The sequence below is a fragment of the Aquabacterium sp. genome, from assembly GCF_050725395.1.
In the GTDB taxonomy this organism is placed as follows: Bacteria; Pseudomonadota; Gammaproteobacteria; order Burkholderiales; family Burkholderiaceae_C; genus Aquabacterium.
This window is the reverse complement of the sequence record NZ_JBOHHL010000028.1, coordinates 42,032-61,962: the sequence shown is the minus strand read 5'-3', so window position 1 is coordinate 61,962 and position 19,931 is coordinate 42,032. Positions and strand designations below refer to the sequence as shown.

At 64.4% G+C, this 19,931-nt stretch carries 16 protein-coding genes and 1 pseudogene; 3 read left to right on the top strand and 14 right to left on the bottom strand.

The window, feature by feature from the left end; genetic code table 11:
• Window positions 1–115: pseudogene (locus ACREB4_RS15980) on the bottom strand (ribosome maturation factor RimP); the annotation flags it as partial.
• Window positions 116–353: 238 nt separating this feature from the next.
• On the opposite strand from ACREB4_RS15980, the gene fabI reads away from it, so the two are divergent.
• Both fabI and ACREB4_RS15970 read left to right on the top strand, forming a co-directional pair.
• On the top strand, window positions 354–1,145 hold the full coding sequence (fabI, locus tag ACREB4_RS15975; RefSeq protein WP_431589221.1) for an enoyl-ACP reductase FabI: 792 nt from the start codon (window positions 354–356) through the stop codon (window positions 1,143–1,145).
• A gap of 59 nt (window positions 1,146–1,204) precedes the next feature.
• Complete coding sequence (locus tag ACREB4_RS15970) at window positions 1,205–2,857, top strand: NAD(P)/FAD-dependent oxidoreductase (protein ID WP_431589220.1); 1,653 nt, start codon at window positions 1,205–1,207, stop codon at window positions 2,855–2,857.
• Here the strand turns inward: ACREB4_RS15970 and ACREB4_RS15965 are convergent.
• The 11 genes from ACREB4_RS15965 to ACREB4_RS15915 form a co-directional block, all read right to left on the bottom strand.
• Window positions 2,854–4,494, bottom strand: coding sequence for an ABC transporter ATP-binding protein (locus ACREB4_RS15965; protein ID WP_431589219.1), 1,641 nt, complete (start codon window positions 4,492–4,494; stop codon window positions 2,854–2,856). The genes ACREB4_RS15970 and ACREB4_RS15965 overlap by 4 nt on opposite strands.
• Entirely contained in the window at window positions 4,491–5,543 is a 1,053-nt protein-coding gene (locus ACREB4_RS15960) for an ABC transporter permease (RefSeq protein ID WP_431589218.1), read from the bottom strand. Before ACREB4_RS15960 ends, ACREB4_RS15965 begins: the two co-directional genes overlap by 4 nt.
• On the bottom strand, window positions 5,543–6,583 hold the full coding sequence (locus ACREB4_RS15955; protein ID WP_431589217.1) for a microcin C ABC transporter permease YejB: 1,041 nt from the start codon (window positions 6,581–6,583) through the stop codon (window positions 5,543–5,545). Before ACREB4_RS15955 ends, ACREB4_RS15960 begins: the two co-directional genes overlap by 1 nt.
• Before the next feature lie 11 nt (window positions 6,584–6,594).
• Window positions 6,595–8,412, bottom strand: a complete 1,818-nt coding sequence (locus ACREB4_RS15950) for an extracellular solute-binding protein (RefSeq protein ID WP_431589224.1) — start codon at window positions 8,410–8,412, stop codon at window positions 6,595–6,597.
• Between the two features lie 37 nt (window positions 8,413–8,449).
• Window positions 8,450–10,300, bottom strand: coding sequence for an ABC transporter ATP-binding protein (locus ACREB4_RS15945; protein ID WP_431589216.1), 1,851 nt, complete (start codon window positions 10,298–10,300; stop codon window positions 8,450–8,452).
• 13 nt (window positions 10,301–10,313) lie between these two features.
• Entirely contained in the window at window positions 10,314–11,771 is a 1,458-nt protein-coding gene (locus ACREB4_RS15940; protein ID WP_431589215.1) for an ABC transporter permease, read from the bottom strand.
• Window positions 11,772–11,787: 16 nt separating this feature from the next.
• Window positions 11,788–12,771 (bottom strand): ABC transporter permease, encoded by a 984-nt coding sequence (locus ACREB4_RS15935; protein ID WP_431589223.1) that lies wholly within the window; start codon window positions 12,769–12,771, stop codon window positions 11,788–11,790.
• Between the two features lie 5 nt (window positions 12,772–12,776).
• A complete protein-coding gene (locus ACREB4_RS15930; protein WP_431589214.1) occupies window positions 12,777–15,002 on the bottom strand; it encodes an ABC transporter substrate-binding protein in 2,226 nt (741 codons plus the stop codon).
• A gap of 7 nt (window positions 15,003–15,009) precedes the next feature.
• Complete coding sequence (locus ACREB4_RS15925) at window positions 15,010–15,933, bottom strand: LD-carboxypeptidase (RefSeq protein ID WP_431589213.1); 924 nt, start codon at window positions 15,931–15,933, stop codon at window positions 15,010–15,012.
• Between the two features lie 156 nt (window positions 15,934–16,089).
• Window positions 16,090–16,962, bottom strand: coding sequence for a transglutaminase-like domain-containing protein (locus tag ACREB4_RS15920; protein WP_431589212.1), 873 nt, complete (start codon window positions 16,960–16,962; stop codon window positions 16,090–16,092).
• Window positions 16,963–17,055: 93 nt separating this feature from the next.
• A complete protein-coding gene (locus tag ACREB4_RS15915) occupies window positions 17,056–17,394 on the bottom strand; it encodes a hypothetical protein (RefSeq protein ID WP_431589211.1) in 339 nt (112 codons plus the stop codon).
• Window positions 17,395–17,685: 291 nt separating this feature from the next.
• On the opposite strand from ACREB4_RS15915, the gene ACREB4_RS15910 reads away from it, so the two are divergent.
• Window positions 17,686–18,225 (top strand): DNA-3-methyladenine glycosylase, encoded by a 540-nt coding sequence (locus ACREB4_RS15910; RefSeq protein WP_431589222.1) that lies wholly within the window; start codon window positions 17,686–17,688, stop codon window positions 18,223–18,225.
• A gap of 4 nt (window positions 18,226–18,229) precedes the next feature.
• On the opposite strand, the gene ACREB4_RS15905 is transcribed toward ACREB4_RS15910, so the two are convergent.
• A complete protein-coding gene (locus tag ACREB4_RS15905; protein WP_431589210.1) occupies window positions 18,230–19,054 on the bottom strand; it encodes an ATP-binding cassette domain-containing protein in 825 nt (274 codons plus the stop codon).
• 43 nt (window positions 19,055–19,097) lie between these two features.
• The gene (gene ssuC, locus ACREB4_RS15900; protein ID WP_431589209.1) at window positions 19,098–19,925 is read right to left on the bottom strand and encodes an aliphatic sulfonate ABC transporter permease SsuC; all 828 of its coding nucleotides are present in this window, start codon (window positions 19,923–19,925) and stop codon (window positions 19,098–19,100) included.
• Window positions 19,926–19,931: the final 6 nt, after the last annotated feature.

The window sequence follows — 19,931 nt, the reverse complement described above, 5'->3', positions numbered from 1 at the left end:
CTCCGGGCAGGCGGTCGATGTACACGCGCAGCAACCCCTGCGGGGTGCGTTCGCATTCCACCAACTCGTAACCCAAACCAGTCACGGTGCTTTCAACAGCTTTGACCAAACTCATCAACTCTCAATACGCAATCTGGGACCGACATAACCCCGCTTTTTAGGCAGAATCAAAGCCGATCAAAAAATGACAAGCGAAAAAAATGGGCTGGAAAGTCATCCGCCCACCTGACGTAATCAGCGAAGCCGGTATTCTAGCCTCACGCGGACCCGTCAGCAAGGGTTGTGCCCGAAATTACCGCGCCAAGCTCATGGCATGACAGAATCCGCGCTGGTTCACAAACACTGGAGACTCCATGGGCTTTCTCGCTGGCAAACGTCTGCTGATCACCGGACTGTTGTCCAACCGCTCCATCGCCTACGGCATTGCCAAGGCCTGCCACCGCGAAGGCGCGGAACTGGCCTTCAGCTATGTGGGCGAGCGCTTCAAAGACCGCACCACCGAGTTTGCGAACGAATTTGGCTCCACGCTGATTTTCGACTGCGACGTCGCCAGTGACGAGCAAATCACGGCCATGTTCACCGACCTGGCCAAAGCCTGGCCGACCTTCGACGGCTTCGTGCACTCTATCGGTTTCGCCCCCAAGGAAGCCATCGCCGGCGACTTCCTGGAAGGCCTGTCGCGCGAGTCGTTCCGCATCGCGCACGACATCTCCAGCTACAGCTTCCCGGCCATGGCGAAAGCCGCACTGCCTTACCTGACCAGCACCGCCGCCTTGCTGACACTCACGTATTTGGGGTCAGAACGAATTGTGCCCAATTACAACACCATGGGCCTGGCCAAGGCTTCGCTGGAAGCCAGCGTGCGCTACACGGCCGCCAGTTTGAGCCCCAAAGGCATCCGCGTGAACGGCATTTCGGCCGGCCCGATCAAGACCCTGGCGGCATCGGGGATCAAGGGCTTCCGACAGATCCTGGACGTGGTCGAGCAAAGCGCCCCTCTGCGCCGCAACGTGACGATCGACGACGTGGGCAATGTGGCCGCGTTCATGATGTCCGACCTGGCTGCGGGCGTGACGGCCGAGATCACCTATGTGGACGGCGGTTTCAGCCACGCCATGAGCGGCATGGGCAACGCCGCGGAGTGATGGTCCCTTCGCCTTAAAATGCGTGGTTTGGCCAAATGCCCTGGCCCTGAGAAATTCCCATGCTGCGACTGACCGAACTGCGACTGCCCCTGAACCATGCGGAGGATGCCCTGCGTCCCGCCATCGTAGCGAGGCTGGGCATCCAAGATGGTGACCTGGCCGGGTTCACGGTGTTCAAACGCAGCTATGACGCGCGCAAGAAGTCGGCCGTGGTGCTGATCTACACCGTGGACTGCGAACTGGCCGACGAGGCCGGATTGCTGGCGCGGTTCAGCGGCGACCAGCATGTGCGGCCCACGCCCGACACCAACTACCACTTCGTCGGGCACGCGCCGGCCGGTTTCTACCAAAACCATCGCCCTCGCCCACTGGTGATCGGCTTTGGCCCTTGCGGGATCTTCGCGGCGCTGATCCTGGCCCAGATGGGCTTGCGCCCGATCGTGCTGGAACGCGGCAAGGAAGTTCGGGAACGCACCAAGGACACCTGGGGCCTGTGGCGCCAGAACGTGTTGAACCCAGAGTCGAACGTGCAATTTGGCGAGGGCGGTGCAGGCACCTTCTCGGACGGCAAGCTGTGGAGCCAGATCAGCGACCCGCGCCACCTGACCCGCAAAGTGCTGAACGAATTCGTGAAAGCCGGCGCGCCGGAAGAGATCCTGTTCGTCAGCAAGCCGCACATCGGCACCTTCCGCCTGGTGAGCATGGTTGAAAAAATGCGCGCCGACATCGAGGCATTGGGTGGCGAGATCCGCTTCAGCCAGCGCGTGACCGACTTCCTGATCGAGGACGGGCACATCCGGGGCGTGACCCTGGCCTCGGGCGAAGAGCTGTCATCCGACCACGTGGTCCTGGCCCTGGGACACAGCGCGCGCGACACCTTCAAGGTGCTGCACGAACGCGGCGTGTACATGGAGGCCAAGCCTTTCTCGATCGGCTACCGCATCGAACACCCGCAAGGCCTCATCGACCGGGCGCGCTTCGGCCCCAACGCCGGCAATGAGGTCCTGGGCGCGGCCGACTACAAGCTGGTGCACCATGCCAGCAATGGGCGTTCGGTGTACAGCTTCTGCATGTGCCCGGGCGGCACCGTGGTCGCGGCCACGTCCGAACCCGGCCGCGTGGTGACCAATGGCATGAGCCAGTATTCACGCAACGAGCGCAACGCCAACGCGGGCATCGTGGTGGGCATTTCGCCGCAGGACTACCGGCAGGATGGTCTCAGCGACGGGCCTGTGAATCCACTGGACGGCATGGCCTTCCAGCGTTTCTGGGAATCGCGCGCCTACGAGCTGGGGGGCGGCAACTACGAGGCGCCCGGCCAATTGGTGGGCGACTTCATCAAAGGGCGCCCCAGCAAGGCCTTGGGCAGCGTGCAGCCTTCTTACAAGCCTGGCGTGCACCTGACGGATCTGGCCCAAAAAGGGCATGGCAGCCTGCCGGATTACGCACTGGCCGCCATCCGCGAAGCCTTGCCTGCCTTCGAAAAACAGATCAAGGGCTTCTCGATGCCGGACGCGGTGCTGACGGGCGTGGAGACGCGCACCTCCTCACCCTTGCGGATCACACGAGGCAAGGACTTCCAGAGCCTGAACGTCAAGGGCTTGTACCCGGCCGGCGAAGGTGCCGGCTACGCGGGCGGCATCATGTCGGCCGGGGTGGACGGGATCGAAGTGGCCGAGGCCTTGGGCCGAGAGATGCTGCAAAGCCGCTAGGCGTTCTGAATGACCTCGCGCACCGGGGCGGATGCCAGCAAGGTGCGCGTGTAGGGATGGCTCGGCGACGCCAGCAGCTGGAGCGCCGGACCCGACTCGACGATGTCGCCGTCCTTCATGACGATGATGTGGTGGGCCATGGCGGCCACCACCTCCACATCGTGCGTGATGAGCAGGTAGCTCAGGCCACGTTCGCGCTGCAGGCGTTGCAGCAAGGCCAGGATCTGCTTCTGGATGGTGACGTCCAGGGCGCTGGTGGGCTCGTCCAGCACCAGCACCTGGGGGTCGACCACCAAGGCACGGGCCAGGGCCAGACGCTGGCGCTGACCCCCCGAGAATTCATGTGGGTAGCGCTCCAGCAAGTGGGGAAACTGGGCCTCGCTCAGCCCGACTTCGGCCAGGGTGGCCAGCGCCTGCGTCCGGCGTTGATCCTCGCTGAGTTGAGGGTGGTGGATGAACAGGCCTTCGGTGACCAGGTCTTCCACCGTCATGCGTGGCGACAGCGACGAAAAAGGATCCTGGAACACCACCTGGACGATGCGCCGCAAGGGCTTGTCGGTGCGGGCCTTGAGGCTCCAGCGTTTTCCGGCCACCTGCAAGCTGCCCTGGAAGGGTTGGAGCCCCAGCGCGGCCAAGGCCAGGGTGGATTTGCCGGAGCCCGACTCGCCGATCACGCCCAGAGTCTGGCCCGCGGCCAAGGCGAGGTCGGCCGATTTGACCGCCACGTATTCACCATGGCCGAACCAGCCTTTGATGCCAGGCTTGGGCACACGGTAAGCCACACGCAGGCCATCGGCCTGCAGCACCGGCGTTTGGGATGGGGTCTGCGGCAAAGCCTCGACCACGTCGCGCTGCGGCCGGCTGTCGAGCAGTTTGCGGGTGTAGGGGTGCTGGGGGTTGCCGAAGACCTCGGCGACCGTGCCCTGCTCCACCAGCAGGCCTTTTTCCATCACGGCGACGCGGTCGGCGAAGTGACGCACCAGGTTGAGGTCGTGCGTGATCATCAACACGGCCATCTGGTGGCTGCGCTGCAGGTCGTCCAGCAGACCCAGGATCTGCTGGCGCAAGGTGACGTCCAGCGCGGTGGTGGGCTCATCGGCCAGCAGCAGCTTGGGTTGGCAGGCCAAGGCCATGGCGATCATGGCGCGCTGGCGTTGCCCGCCCGACAATTGGTGCGGGTAGGCTCCCGCGCGGCGCTCGGGCTCGGGGATGCCGGTGCTGGCCAGCAAGGCCACGGCGCGCTGCCAGGCCTGCCGACGCGACAGTCCTTCGTGCAGCTCGATCACCTCGGCGATTTGGTCGCCGATGGTGAACAAAGGGTTGAGCGCGGTCATCGGCTCCTGGAAGATCACGGCCACGTCTCGGCCACGCACGCCACGCAACTGGCGTTCGCTCAGGGACAGCAGTTCGCGTGGGCCGTCGGGCGCGGTGTCCAGCACCGCCGAGCCTTGAACCTGGGCTTGCGGCAAGAGCTTGAGCAGGCTCAAGGCGGTGATGGTCTTGCCCGAGCCGGACTCGCCCACCAGGGCCAGCTTCTCGCCCGGCATCAGGTCGAAGCTGACACCCTGCACCACCGTCTTGTGGCCAAAACCGATGCGCAGGTCACGCACCGACAGGAGGGGCTTGACCGCGCTCATGATTCGAGCTCCTTGCGCGGATCGAGCGCGTCGCGCAGGGCATCGCCCATGAAGGTGAGCAGCAGCAGGGTGACTGTCAACACGAGGAAGGTCGAGAGCGAAATCCACCAGGCGTCGAGGTTGTTCTTGCCCTGGGCCAGCAGCTCGCCCAGGCTAGGGGTGTCGGACGGCACGCCCAGCCCCAGGAAATCGAGCGAGGTCAGCGCCAGGATCGCCGCGCTCATGCGGAAGGGCAGGAAGGTGACGACCGGGGTCAGGCTGTTGGGCAGCACGTGGCGGCGGATGATCTGCCAATTGCTGAGGCCCAGGGCACGGGCCGCGCGCACGTAGTCCATCTGTCGGTTGCGCAGGAATTCGGCCCGCACGTAGTCGGACAGGCCCATCCAGCCGAACAGGCTGAGCAGCACCAGCAGCAGTCCCAGGCTGGGGCTGAACACGGACGAGAAAATGATCAGCAGGTAGAGCTCGGGCATGGAACCCCAGATCTCGATGAAGCGCTGGAAGGCCAGGTCGGTCTTGCCACCATAGAAGCCCTGGATGGCCCCGGTGACCACCCCCAGCACCACGCCAATGGCCGTGAGCGCCAGCGCGAAGCCGATGGACGTGCGAAAACCATACAGAAGACGCGCCGCGATGTCGCGCCCGCGATCATCGGTGCCCAGCCAGTTGTCGCCCGAAGGCTCGGACGGGTTGGGCGTCTTCGCGAAATAGTTGATGGTGTTGTGGTGGTAGCGGTTCAGCGGGTAGATGGCGAAGTTGCCTTCGGTCTTCTTGAACTGGGCCACGATGAAGGGGTCGAGGAAATCGGTGGGCGCTTCGAAGTCGCCGCCGAACTCGGTCTCGGGCACGTTGTGAACGATGGGCACATACCAGTGGCCGTTGTAGCGGGCCACCAGCGGCTTGTCGTTCGACAGCAGGTCGGCGAACAGGGCCAGCAGCAGCAGCACGGCAAAGAGCATCAGACTCCAGTACCCCAGGCGGTGCTGCTTGAAACGCAGCCAGGCACGCCGGGATGGCGACAGCGACACAGGGGGGGCGGTCTTGGCCATCAGTCGAACTTCACCCGTGGGTCGACCCACACATAACAAAGGTCGCTGATCAGCTTGGTGACCAGGCCGATCAACGTGAACAGGTAGAGCGTGCCCAGCACCACGGGGTAGTCGCGCCGGATCACGGACTCGTAGCTCAACAGGCCCAGGCCGTCGAGCGAGAACAGGGTTTCGATCAGCAATGAACCCGTGAAGAAAGCGCCAATGAAGGCGGCCGGGAAACCCGTGATGATGGGAATGAGCGCATTGCGGAACACGTGCTTCCACAGCACTTGCCGCTCCCCGAGGCCTTTGGCTCGGGCGGTCAGCACGTATTGCTTGCGGATCTCTTCGAGGAAGGCGTTCTTGGTGAGCATGGTGATCACCGCGAAACTGCCCAGCACGCTGGCCGTGACCGGCAAGGCGATGTGCCAGAGGTAGTCGAGCACCTTGCCGGCCAAGCTGAGGTCTTCCCAGTTCGACGAGGTCAGCCCACGCAAGGGGAACCAGGCCAGGAAGCTGCCGCCGCCGAACAGCACCAGCAGCGCCACCCCCAGCACGAAGCCCGGGATGGCGTAGCCGACCAGCACGATGAGGCTGGTGGCCACGTCGAAGCGGCTGCCCGCCCTCACCGCCTTGGCGATGCCCAAGGGGATCGAGATGAGGTAGCTGAGCGCGAAGGTCCACAGACCCAGGGTGATGGACACGGGCAGCTTTTCCTTGACCAGTTGCCAGACGTCCTTGTGGTGGAAAAAGCTCTTGCCGAGGTCGAAGCGTGCGAAGGCGCCCAGCATCTGCACGAAGCGCTCGGAGGCGGGCTTGTCAAAGCCATAGAGCTGGCGGATCTCTTCGATCTGGGCCGGGTCCACGCCTTGGCGACCACGGTAACCTGCCGCCGCCGAGACGGCGCTTTCGCCGCCGCCGCCCCGGTTCTTGAGTTGGGACACCATTTGCTCGACCGGCCCACCTGGCACGAACTGGATCACGGCGAAGGTCACCAGCAAGACGCCCAGCAAGGTGGGCACCATGAGCAGCAATCGTTTGAGGATGTAGGCCCACATGGTCGTCGCCTTCACTTTCCGGCTTGCGCCCACCAAGAGGACAGGATCCAATCCTCGGCGCGGTAGTACAGCGGCTTGACGGCAGGTTGCTCGAATCGGTGGGCCGTGTAAGCCACGCGGTGCACGCCTGAATACCAGGCCGGCACCTCGTTGTACTCGAAGCGCAGCACGCGGTCGAGCGCGCGCAGCGCCGCCACTTGCTCTGGCCGGCTGATGGCGGTGACCACACGGTCGAGCAAGGCGTCCACCGCGGGAAGATCGACACCGTAGAAATTGTTCGAGCCTGGTGTGCGGGCGGCCTTGCCGCCAAAGCGGTCGAGCAGTTCGCTTCCCGGCGAGAGGCTGCCAGGAATGTTCAGGCTCGTCATCTCGAAGTCGAAGGCATCCAGGCGCGTCTGCAGCAGGGAAAAGTCGACGGTTTTGTACTGGGCATCAATGCCCAGCTTGCGCAGGTTCTGCGTGAACGGCGTGATGATGCGGCTCATCGAGGCGCCCTGCCCCGAATCGTCCAGGATCTCGATCTGGAAAGGTTCGCCAGCCTTGTTGCGCAAGGCGCCATCGCGGTAGGTCCAGCCAGCCTGGGCCAGCAGCGCCCGGGCTTTCAGCAGGTTGGCGCGCAGGCTGTTCGGCGGCAAGGTGCTGGGAGGCAAGGGCACGGGCTGGGTGAACACCTCTTGGCGCAACTGGCGGCGCAGAGGAATCAACAGCGCCAGTTCGTCCTCGCTGGGCAAACCCTTGGCCTCGAAATCACCTCCGACGAAATAACCCCGCACCCGTTTGTACGAGTTGTAGAACAGCTGCCGGTTCATCCATTCGTAGTCCATGGCCAGGCCGATGGCCTGCCGCACCCGCGCGTCCTGGAACTTGGGCAGGCGCAGGTTGAACAACCAGGACTGCATCCCGCCGGGGTTCTGGTGCTGCATTTCGATCTTGACGAAATCACCCGTTCTGAACTTGCCACCGGTGTAGGCCCGCGCCCATTCCCGCGCAATGTTCGACTGGATGACATCGAACTCGCCCGCCTTGAAGGCCTCCAGCCGTGCGGTGTCGTCCTTGTAGATCTTGAAGGTGATGCGGTCGAAGTTGAACTGGCCTTTGCGCACATTCAATTGCCGCCCCCAATAGTTGGGGTCGCGCTGGTAGGTGATGTCTTTGCCAAAGTTGACGCGGCCGATCCGGTAGGGCCCCGAGGCAATGGGCATGTCCGTGACGATCTTGTCGAAGGGCTTGAGCTTGCCGCCTTCCAGGCCCCACTTGTGGCTGAAAACAGGCAAGGACCCGGCCATCAGGGGCAGTTCGGCATTGCGGCGGATGAAGTCGAAACGCACCAGGCGCTCGCCCACCACCGCCACGGACTTCACATCGCCAAAGGCCGAACGGTAGACCGGAGAGGCTTCCTTGCTCATCAACCGGTCGAAGGAGCTTTTCACATCGATGGCCAGCACAGGATCGCCATTGCTGAAGCGGGCCAATGGGTTGAGGCGAAAGGTGACGGACAAGCCATCGGCGGCCACGCTCACGTCGTCGGCCAACAGGCCATAGGCTGTGGTGGGCTCGTCGTAGGTGCTGATGAGCAGGGTCTCGAACACCAACAGGCTCAGGCCAGAGGGCGCGGTGCCCTTGAGCGTGTAGGGGTTGTACTTGTCGAAGGTGCTGACGCGGACAGGGGCCACGAGCGAGATGTCGCCGCCCTTGGGCGCGGTGGGGTTGACGTAGTCGAAGTGGTCGAAGCCGGCCGGGTATTTGATGTCGCCAAACTGGGCATACGCATGCGCGGCCCAGGCCCCCGTTGACATGCACCACAGACAAACCAGCCAGAAGACTCTCATCATGGCGAACGATTCTGCCACAGGGGTGGTGCGGCACTCATGGGGTGATCAACGGGGTGATCATGCGCGGCACGGCCGAGAGCAAGGTCTTCGTGTAGTCGTTGGTGGGCGCGGTCAGCACCTCGCGGGCGGGTCCCATTTCGACGATGCGCCCTCGCCTCATCACCGCGACCTCGTCCGCCAAGTACTCGACCACGCCGAGGTTGTGGGTGATCAACAGGTAGGCCAGGCCACGTTCGGCCTGCAGCTGTCGGAGCAGGTTGAGGATCTGCGCCTGCACCGACACGTCCAGGGCCGAGGTGGGCTCGTCGCACACCAGCACCTTGGGCTCCACGGCCAGCGCCCGCGCGATGGCCAGGCGTTGCCGTTGACCGCCGGAGAACTCGTGCGGGAAGCGGTCCAGCGCGTCCTGGCGCAGGCCGACCTGGTCCATCAACCGAAGCAGACGCTGTTCTCGCTCGGACGCGGTCCATTCCGGACGCAGCGAACACAGGCCCTCTTCCAGGATGTCTTGCACGCGCAAGCGGGGGTTGAGCGAGGCGAAGGGGTCCTGGAAGACGATCTGGATGTCGCGGCGCGCGGCGCGCAGATCCTCGCCTTGCAAAGCGAACAAGTCACGGCCTTGCAGCAAGGCCTGGCCTTCGACCTGGGCCTTGCCCCTGAGCAACTGCATGATGGCGCGCCCGAAGGTGGTCTTGCCGCAACCCGATTCGCCCACGAGGGCCAGCGTCTGTCCCGAGCGCAAGGCCAGAGACACGCCATCGACGGCCTTGAACGCTGGCTGGGCACGCGCGAAGAGTTTGCGTCGTGGCGCGTAGCCAACCTTGAGGTCTCGCACCGCCAGCAGCACCGGTGGCGCAGGATCACGCTGTTCTGCCGCCGGCTTCATGGCGGGCTCCGCAGGCAGCAGGTCGGCCGAGCGAGTGGCCGCTTCGACGGGGAAGAAGCAGCGAACCTCGTGTCCCGCCTGCCCAGTCGCGCACAGGCCTGGGGCTTCGGTCTGGCAACGCAATTGAACACGGTGACAACGCGGCGCGAATCGGCAACCTTGGAAATCAAGCCACAAGGGAGGCACATGGCCTTGGATGGCCGCCAGGGTCGCGCCACGGTTCTGCCGGTCGGGCAATGCCCGGAGCAACAGTTCGGCATAGGGGTGAAGAGGCCGCGCAAAAAAATGGTCGGCGGGTGCGACCTCCACAATCTGGCCTGCGTACATCAAGGCCACGCGGTGCGCCATGCCGGCCACCACGGCCAGGTCATGGGTGATCAGCAGCAAGCCCAGGCGGCGCTCTTGCTGCAGGTCCTTCAGCAGGTCCAGGATCTGTTTTTGAACGGTGACGTCGAGCGCGGTGGTCGGCTCATCGGCGACCAGGAAGTCGGGCTCGGCACCCAGCGCGATGGCGATCATCACGCGCTGCTTCTGGCCGCCACTCAGCTCGAAGGGGTAGCGCGCCATGCAGCGCTCCGGCTCGGGCAGGCCGACGCGCCTCAGCCAATCCTCGGCCTTGGCCCGCGCCGCCTTGCCACGCAACGCCGTGTGCGCCTGGATGGTTTCCAGGACCTGGTCACCCACGCGCATGACCGGGTTGAGGCTGGTGGCCGGCTCCTGGAAAATCATGCCGATGCGGGCGCCGCGCACCCGCCGCATCGAGGACTCCGGCAGGTCCAGGAGGCTTTCGCCACCGAGGCGGACGTCGCCATGGCCGATGTGGGCGTTTTCGGGCAGGAGGCGCATGAGGGCCAGCGCCGTCATGCTTTTGCCGCAGCCCGATTCGCCCACCAGCGCGAAGGTTTCACCGCGGTCGATGGCAATGCTCAAACCGTCGATGGCCTTGACCAGGCCCGCGTCCGCGTCCAGCACCACCTTGAGGTCTTGAGTCTGCAACATGGTCGCTGCTCCTTCAGGTCCGCGGCCTGGCGGGCGGCCGGATGGCCAGGCGTCGGCGGAAGTGGCGCGCACGCGGGTCGAAGGCATCGCGCACGCCATCGGCGAAAAGGTTGGCGGCCAGCACCACGGTCACCATGAAGCCAAAGGCCGCCGCGAAGCTCCACCACACGACCGGGTCGCGGCTCATTTCCTTGCGCGCGAAATTGATCATGCCGCCGAAACTGTTCATGGAGGGATCGACGCCCACGCCAACGTAGGACAGCACGGCTTCGTAGAGGATCAGCGTGGAGAACTCCAGCACCGTGACGATCAGCATGAGGTGGGCGACATTGGGGAAGATGTGCCGCCACATGATGCGCGTGTGGCTGACGCCAAAGGCACGGGCGGCCTGCACGTATTCCAGTTCGCGCAGCTTGAGGGTTTCGCCGCGCAGCAGGCGGCACAGGCCGGCCCAGCCTGTGAGTCCCAGCACGGTGCACAGCAAGAACAGCTTGAGGTCGGCCCGCTCGACGGCGGTCTCGAACAGTTCGGGATGTTTGTCCAGGAACACCTGCACCATGAGCACGCAGGCCGCGATCAGCAGCACGTTGGGCACCGAGGACAGCACCGTGTACAAATACTGGATGGCTTCGTCCACCCAACCCCCGAAGTAGCCCGCCATGATGCCGAGGACCACCGCCAACGGCAAAGTGGCCAGGGTCGCCAGCGAGCCGATGACGAACGCGGTGCGGATGCTTTTCATGGCCTGGTAGAGCACGTCGTTGCCCGTGGTGTCCGTGCCCAGCACGTGGTATCCGCCCATCAGGGCCTGCACCACGCCGATCAGCAGGGCCAGCACCAGGACGGTCCACAAGGCGGTGCGCCAGGGAATCTCACCCTCCTGGCGCCACACGCTGCCGGCGACTTCACGCCAGGTGGCGCCACGACTGCGGGCCAATGCGGCGATCAGCGCAGCCACCAGGAACAGGGCCAGCAAGGTTCCGCGCGCAAAACCACTGGCAGTGCGATTGGCGATGTCCGCGGCCCATTGGCGATTGGGGTCGCGCAGGTGCGCGCCGCCATGGTGCAAACGCGGTTCGACCCGCAGAACGCGGCCGCCGGGCAAGGTGATGGAGTCCTTCGTGAAGCTGACGTAGGCCAGTGGCCGCGAATAAGTCACCTCGCGGCCGTTGATGAGATCGGCCAGCATGGCGTCCAGCAAGGAACGCGTGCGGGTCTCGTGCGCCACGGGCGTATGGGGGCTCCCTTCTGCGCGAGGCAGGGCCAGACGGTAGTGCACGCTGTCGGCCAGGGTCACCAGCAAACAAAGGCCCAGGACCATGGCCGAGGCCAGCGCCGGGCCGTCGCGGAAAACCTTGCGCCAGTTCGCGGACAGCCCTGGATGGCGAACCACCGCCACCCCATAGGCCAGCAGGGCCGCCACCAGCAGCCATACCGCGGCATCGGTCCAGAGCAAAACGATCTTGGGCATGTCGGTGACGCCTCCTTCAACCCAGCCGCACGCGCGGATCAGCCCAGGTGTAGGCCAGGTCGATCAACACATAGGTCGCGATGTAGAGCAGCGAGCCCAGGAACACCATGGTCCGCACCACGGCGAAGTCTTGCTTGGTGATCGCCTCGATCGCATAGGCCCCCAGGCCCGGCAAGCCAAAGAAGCTTTCGAACACCAGACTGCCCATGAACACATAGGGCAGGTAGGCGCCAGCGCTGGTGATGATGGGAATCCACGCATTGGGCAACACATGGCGGCGCAGCACGGCGGCCTCGGAAAGGCCCTTGGCGCGCGCTGTGCGCACATGGTCCTTGCCCACCTCTTCCAGCAGCATGGCGCGGTACAGGCGGGCCTCTCCCCCCAACCTGGCCACCAGCGACAACAGCACCGGCAATACCAGGAACTTGACCGCATCCAAGCCTGGCATGTAGCCCGACACCGGCACCAGCTTGAGCACGCGTGAAAACAGCAACTGCCCCACGATGACGTAGAAAAGGCTGGAAATCGACAGCATGACCACACAAAGCACCACGCCGGCCACGTCCAACCGGCTTCGCCGGAACATCACCAGCAGCAAGGCGAAACCCACGCTGGCCAGCACCTGCAGGATGAACAACGGCAGCGCCATCTGCAGGCTGACCAGCATGCGGCGGCGGACTTCCAGGCCGATGTCGCCCGCGCTTTCACCGTCGGAGCGGCCGAAACGCAGTGTGAACAGGGAGGCTGAACGTTCCCAGAAGATGGTGCGCGTCACACGTTCTGTGCCCTGCCCCGCATCGTTGAAGTACAGCGGTTTGTCGTAGCCACGTTCGGCTTTCCACTTGTCGATCTGCTGCTGCGCGATGTACTTGCCACCGATGTTCAGGCGTGCCATGTCGTCCGGCGTGTTGACCGTGAAGAACAGGAAAAAAGTGAACAGGTTCACTCCCGCGAGCACCAGGGCGGCGTAGACCAGGCGGCGAAGGGCGTAAGGCAGCATCGTGGTCAAGCCCCGTCCGGCACAGGAGTGATGAGGTGGCCGCGCGCGTTCATGCGCTCACGGCGTTTCAGGCTGCGCCGCAGCAAGGCGGCCAGCCCTGCGATGAGCACCAGGCAGGCCGCCAAAGGCCACCACACGGGCTTGTTCCACAGGGCCAGGCGCTGCTGTCGTTCGGCCACGTCCAGGCGCAAATAACGGCCATGGTCATGGATCATCAAGGAGGGCTTGGCGTTGTGGACCCAGTGCTGAACCGCCGCCGAAGCATCGGGAAAGTAGCCGAAACTCCACGGCGCGTCCTCTTGCGCGATCTTCACCATCTGGTCGATCAGCGCCTGCTTGGCCGGGCCATCGTCCAGCAGCTTGAGTTGGGCGAAAAGCCGGTCATAGGCCGGGTTCGCGTAGTTGGCATAGCCCTCGCCGTCCGCGCGCGTCTTGCCATTGGGGCCATACAGCAGGGACAGAAAATTCTCCGCATCGGGGTAGTCGGCGATCCAGCCTTGCCAGAACACCTGGTGCGCGCCTTTGCGCACCTTGTCCTGGAACTGGTTGTTGTCGGTGGCCCGCACTTCCAGCTGGATGTCGATCTTGGCGAACTGCCGCACCACCCAGTCGATCTCAACCTTGTTCGACGGTGTGGGCAGCAGGTAGAAATCGTAGTTGAGCACCAGCGGTCGCCCCGTCTTGGCATCGCGGCCATCAGGGTAACCGGCCTCGACCATCAACCGCCTGGCTTCGGCGATCGAGCGGCGCACCGGCTTGCCATCGACGATGCGGTGGGTGACCGGGTTGACGCCCGCCAGCGTTTCTTCGCGCGACCCGAACAAGGCTTTCGGCAAAGGCCCCATGGCAGGGACACCGCCTCTGTCCGGAAAGATGCGCGAGAACTCGTCCCAGTCGATCGCGATGGAGATGGCCTGCCGCAGCTTGCGGTTGCGGCGTTGCCGCTCCGGGGTGTCGCCGTGGCCAACGGTCGGGTCGAGCATGTTGAAAGCGATCTGGAAGCTGTCAATGCCGTGCAGCCGGTCCAGCCGAAAGCCCTTGGCTTCGTACTCCTGCCGGATGACATCGGAGCCCTGCATGTCGACCAGGTACTCGACGCCGGTGTCGGTGCGCTCGAAGACTTCGATGTCGTAGAAGCCCTGGCGGAACTTGGCCTGCCGAGGCAGGGTTTCGCGCTCCACGGTCGAGACCAGCGTGTCGATGAAAGGCGTCTTCTTGCCACAGTCCTCCAGCAGGCCAGCTTCCTTGTCGCCAGGCTCGCCTTCGCAGGGATAGGGCTCCCCTCGGTAGTTGGGGTTGCGCTTGAGCACATGACGGCGGTCCTTGATGAACTCGACCATCATGTAAGGACCGGTGCCCACGGGCCAGGTGTCCAGCGTCAGGCCCATGGTGGCCATGCCGGGCTGGGCGTAGAAGGCATCGGCTTCCCACGGCACAGGAGCGGCGAAAGTCATCGCCATCCAGTAGTTCCACTGCGGGTACTTGCCCTTGATGCGGATGCGCAGCAGGTGCTTTTCAGGGGCGGTCACGCCAGCCAGCGGCCAGCGACGGAAATCGAGGAAGGGCCGGTCCAGACTGGCGGGGTCGAGGTGAGCGCGCAGCTTCGCGTCCTCCTTGATGACCAGGTCACGGTATTCCTTCAGACCCACGATGTGCTCGGCAAACACGCCAAAGACCGGTGTGGTGATGCGGGTGGTGGCGTGGCGCTTGAAGGCGTAGACATAGTCTTCGGCGACCAGCTCGCGCGTGCCCTGCTGCTCGAACTGCAGCGGCGTCGCGCGGCCATTCAGGTCGCCAGGCTTCATCGCGTGGTAGAGGTAGTGGCCCTGCGCATCGCGCGCGAAACAGGGGTGCGGCTGGAAAAGGATGCCGGGCTTGAGCCGCACCTCGTAGACGCTTTCGGCGATCTGCTCACCAGGCGCGTCTGCCGGCAATTCGCGCCCGTTCTTGTCCAGGTAACGCGGCGCGCTCACGGCCTGGGCCGTCTTGCCGACCAGTTCGTAAGGCCGCTTGAGGTAGTGGTAGCCGTAGACGGGTTCGTAGACCTGGTAGGTGTAGGGCGTGTCCTGCCCCCAATACGAAGCCACGGGGTCGAGGTGGCGCGGCGAGCTTTCCTTCACCGCCGAATACAGGGTGTTCTCGGCGGCGGCCCCGGCTTGCCAAGGGCTGTTGTCGCAGCCGGCCAGGGCCAGCAGCAGGCAAGCCAGGACCAGGGCACACCACCGCCTCACGACCGTGTCACCACATCATGAAAACATCGCGCCCTTGCACCAGCATCTGGGCTTTGCGCCCGATGGGCAGGCACAGCTTGGTGGGCACGTGGCCAAAGGGCAGTCCGGTCAGGATGGGCGTCTTGGTGACCGTGCGCAGGTGGGCCACCATGGCCTTGAGGTTGTAGCCTCGGTCCAACGGGGACTTGCGGAAGTTGGTGAAATCACCCAGCAAAATGGCCTTTTGCTTGTCGAGGACGCCGGCCTGGTGCAGTTGCAGCAGCGCGCGCTCCACGCGGTAAGGATGCTCGTTGACATCCTCCAGGAACAGCAGGCCATCCTTGACCTTGGGGAAGTGCGGCGTGCCCAGCAAAGCTTGCACCATCGACAAATTGCCACCCCAAAGGCGACCGCTCACGTCCAGGCCGTCGAAGCCGGCTTCGGTGCGGAAACCCACGCCTTCCAGCGCCCCCGTGACGGCTTCGACGAAGCATTCCTGGGTGACGTCATCGCCGCCATCCGGCCGTTCGTCGTTGCCGAAATCATCGCAGGCCATGGGGCCGGCCCAGAAGCCGGAACTGTCGTGCGCGGCCACTTTCATCGGGCCGGTGGCGCCATGGGCCAGGGCGCCCAGTTGCAAGGCGGTCAGGTCGCTGTGGCCCACCCAGGCAGTGCCCTGCTCCACGCTGCGCGCCAGCAATGCCCAGTCGATGCGGTCCAGCAAGCGGCTCAGGCCGTAGCCGCCCCGGGTGGCCAGGGCCACGCATGGCGCGGTTTCGGCGATGCGATGCAAGGCTTGCAGGCGGGTGTCGTCGTCGCCCGCGAAACGTTGATGCTTGGCCAGGGCGGATTCGTCGATGCGGGCATCGAAGCCCAGGGCCTTCAAACGCTTGGCCGCGCGGCGCACGGCCGGCGCCTTCGCCACGATGCCCGAAGGACTGAAAATGACCACGGAATGTGGCTCGTCGGCGTGCGAGTGCTGACAGTGCTCATGCCCATGGGCATGTCCGTGGTCATGGGAATGGGAATGCGAAGAGTGCGAATGCGACACGCGGGCCTCTCGGAGAGTCAACACTGAAAGGCGAGAGTCTACGGGACAGCCCACTCCTCACATTGGGTATTCGCCCGCCGTGGAAACCGCATCGGTCCGGTGAAAGGGCATGAGCCAGGGTGCGCCGGGCTCGGTCAACGCCACGATGCTGATCTGGGGCGGCTCGGACGTCACCGTGCCGAAGATCGTCGAGAAAGCCACGTCCACCGCGTCGCGCCCGGTGCCAATGCGCACAAAACCCATTGGAATGGCCGTGCCGGACGGGTCGAAGATGTACCAGCGCCCACCCACGAACACCTCCACGTAGGCGTGGAAATCCGTGGGGCCCAGGGCCGGATCGGCGCCGTAGTCGATGCCCGTCGCGAAACGCGCCGGCAAGTTGACCGCGCGGCACAGGGCGATCATCAGGTGGGCGAAATCGCGGCACACGCCCACGTGCTGGCTCAGGGTGTCCAGCGCCGACGTGCTGGAGTTGGAGCTCATGGACGTGAACTTGGTGTGCGACTGCACCCAGTCGTGGATGGCCTGGGCGCGAACATAGCCTTGCCGCAGGTGGCCGAACTCGCGGGTGGCCAGCGCCGTCATCTGGTCCGACTGGCAATACCGGCTGGGGTAAATGTAGGGCAGCACCGCCATGGGCAACTGCGCGATGGGCGCTTCGCCCAGGCTGGAGGGCAGCGAATACACCTGGGCGATGTCCACCGTGGCCTCATAGCGCACCATCAGCGGACCCTGGCCCGCCTTCAGGCGCATGAAGCGGTTGCCGAGGTGATCGGTCACGTGCTGCAAAGGCACGGCTTGGCTGACATACAAAGTCTCCTGCACCACCGTTTGGGACGAATTGCGTGCTGCGTGGAGATTGAAGATGAAATCAGCCGTGGAATCCTTGATCTCGTAGTTCAAGGAGATGGAAAACTTCAGCCTGACCATGGGCTACCTGCTTTCCATTGAGTCGTTTTGTCACAGGGAACACTCCCTGCGATGCATCATAGTCCTGCACGCACGATGCATGCCTGAATTGGCTCAAACGGGAACAACCACCCGCCGCCGGGGTTTGACGACCACCACCACGGCGGCACGTTCGGCCGCCGTCGGCCCCTGGACCACCGGCACCCGGGGGTGCTTCACGATCGCAGAACGGAGCTTGGCTTCGACGCGGCTGCTGTTCAAGGTCTGGCGGACGTCGCCATTGACCAGCAGATAGCCCCCCGCCACGTCCTTGGCCAGTGCGCCGATTTCCATGCCACGGCGGATGGTGCCCATGTAAGTGAGGTCGTCGCGGGGCATCGCGAACTGGCGCCAGCCTTCTCCGAGCGTGATCTGGGTATCGTTGCCGGGACGCTTTTTGGGTTTCAGGTTCATGCTGTACTTCTAGCGTGGGTTTTGGGACCAATGGCGCTTCCAGGGCTGAAGGACTGGGCACCTCAATTGCCCCAAACAGCAAGCTACGTGCCCAATTTGGATCACCTGCGAAAGTCACGGTTTGGCAAAGGTTGACGGTCTGTGAACGACCAGGAATCGGTAAATATTTCGGCAAAAGGGATACCCATGAACACCCACCTTGGCTATGTGCCCAGTGCCTCCGCCGCAGGCGAAGAGGACCCTGGCGCTTCCACCGGACTGGTGGATGAAGCGCCGCCCTCCATCGACTTCATGGCGCCGCCCGACGAAGTCGCACGCCAGTTGATCGGTGCCACCTTGCTGGTGGATGGCGTCGGCGGTGTGATCGTCGAAACCGAGGCCTACGACGCGGCCGATCCAGCCTCGCATTGCTTCAACGGGCAAACACTGCGCAATGTCTCGATGTTCGGCCCACCCGGACACGCGTATGTGTACCAATCCTATGGTTTGCACTGGTGCCTGAACCTGGTGTGCAGGCCGACGGGCCACGGCGCGGGAGTCTTGATCCGCGCACTGCAACCCACGGCGGGTCTGGACACCATGCGGCGCAGACGCGGCGTGGAAAACACCCTCTTGCTGTGCGCGGGGCCCGGGCGGGTGTGCCAGGCCCTGGCAGTCACCCGCGACTTGGACGGCCAAAGCATCAGCGCCCCGCCCTTCGAACTGTTGCCCGCTCAGCGGCCCATCGAAGTGGTGACGGGCCCGCGCATCGGCATCTCGAAGGCCGTGGACGTGCCATGGCGCTTTGGCCTGAAAGGTTCGCGTTTCGTCAGCCGGGTCTTTCCGGCCTGACCGATCAGTGCTGGAGAACGCGCTGGAGGATTCGATCTTCCAGCGTGGCAAAAGCCGCCGATCCCCGTTCGCGTGGATAAGGCAGCGCGATGGCTTGGTCGAGCACCACGCGCCGATCTTCGATCAACAGCACGCGCTTGGCCAGCGCTACCGCTTCAGACACATCGTGCGTGACCAGGATGGCGGTGAAGCCATGCTGGCGCCAAAGTTGGTCGATCAGGCGCTGCATCTCGATCCGCGTCAGGGCGTCCAAGGCGCCCAGGGGCTCGTCCAGCAACAACAGGCGCGGACGGTGCACCAGCGCACGCGCCAGCGCCACGCGCTGACGCTGGCCACCCGACAAGGCGGCCGGCCAATCGCCCGCCCGATCCGCCAGGCCGACAGCGTCCAGGGCTTCGTGGACACGCTCTGCTGAGCTCTTCGCATCGAGCCCGAGCGCCACATTGCCCGCGACAGACTTCCAGGGCAGCAGGCGCGCGTCCTGGAACATCAGGCGGGCACCTTGCTGCGCCACCGCTTGAGGCCGCAAGGGCGCCCCGTCCAATTGGATGCGCCCACGTGACGCGGTTTCCAAACCCGCGATCAAACGCAACAGGGTGCTTTTGCCGCAACCGCTGCGCCCCACGACGGCCAGGAACTCACCCGGCGCGATCGTCAGGTCGACGCTGTCCAGGACGTGGCGTTCTCCATAATCCTTGCCCAGGCCCCGCACGTCGACCCGCACACCGGACGGCGACACCGAGGCCGGCACACGTGCCACCACGGGCGCCTCGGCCGTGCCATCGAAGCCGGCGACCACGGCCTGGCTGGTTTTCACGGCGACGCCCATGCGAATGCTCCTGTTTGAATCAAGGTGGCCACGTCAGATCAGGTCAGGTCGGTTGAGTCAGGTAGCCGCTGTGCCACCGGAGCGCCACACGCTCCAATGCACGCGCCATCACGTCCGCGACCTTGCCCAGCAGCGCGTACAGCAGGATGCCGACCAGCACCACATCCGTCTGCAGGAACTCGCGCGCGTTCATGGTCATGTAGCCGATGCCGGACTGCGCCGAAATGGTTTCCGCCACGATCAGGATCACCCACATGAAGCCCAGCGAGAAACGCAAACCGACCAGGATGGACGGCAAGGCCCCAGGCAGGATGACTTCGCGGTACAACGGCCAGCCACTCAGGCCATAGCTGCGGGCCATCTCGATCAAGCCCCGGTCGACCGAACGGATGCCATGGAAGGTGTTCAAGTAGATCGGGAAGAACACACCGACCGAGACCAGGAAGAGCTTGGCGCTCTCTTCGATGCCAAACCACAGGATCACCAGCGGGATCAAGGCCAGTGGCGGGATGTTGCGCACCATCTGAAAGGTGGAATCGAGCAGGGTTTCGGCCCATTTCAAACTGCCCGTGAACAGACCCAATGCCAAGGCCAGCCCCCCACCGATGAACAGCCCGGCGAAGGCTCGCGCGGTGCTCACGGCCAAGTGGTGCCACAACTCGCCGCTGGCCGACAGCGATCCAAACGCTTTGATGACGGCGATGGGCTCGGGCAACACGCGGGTGGACAACCAGCCCAGCCGCGAACTCGCCTCCCAGAGGGACAGCAAGAACACGGGCAACAGCCAGGGCATGGCCCGCTGGAACCAGGCCTTCAGCACCGCGGAGAAACGCGGACGAACCGCCGGACGAACGATGGAAACCGAGGTCATGGGCCG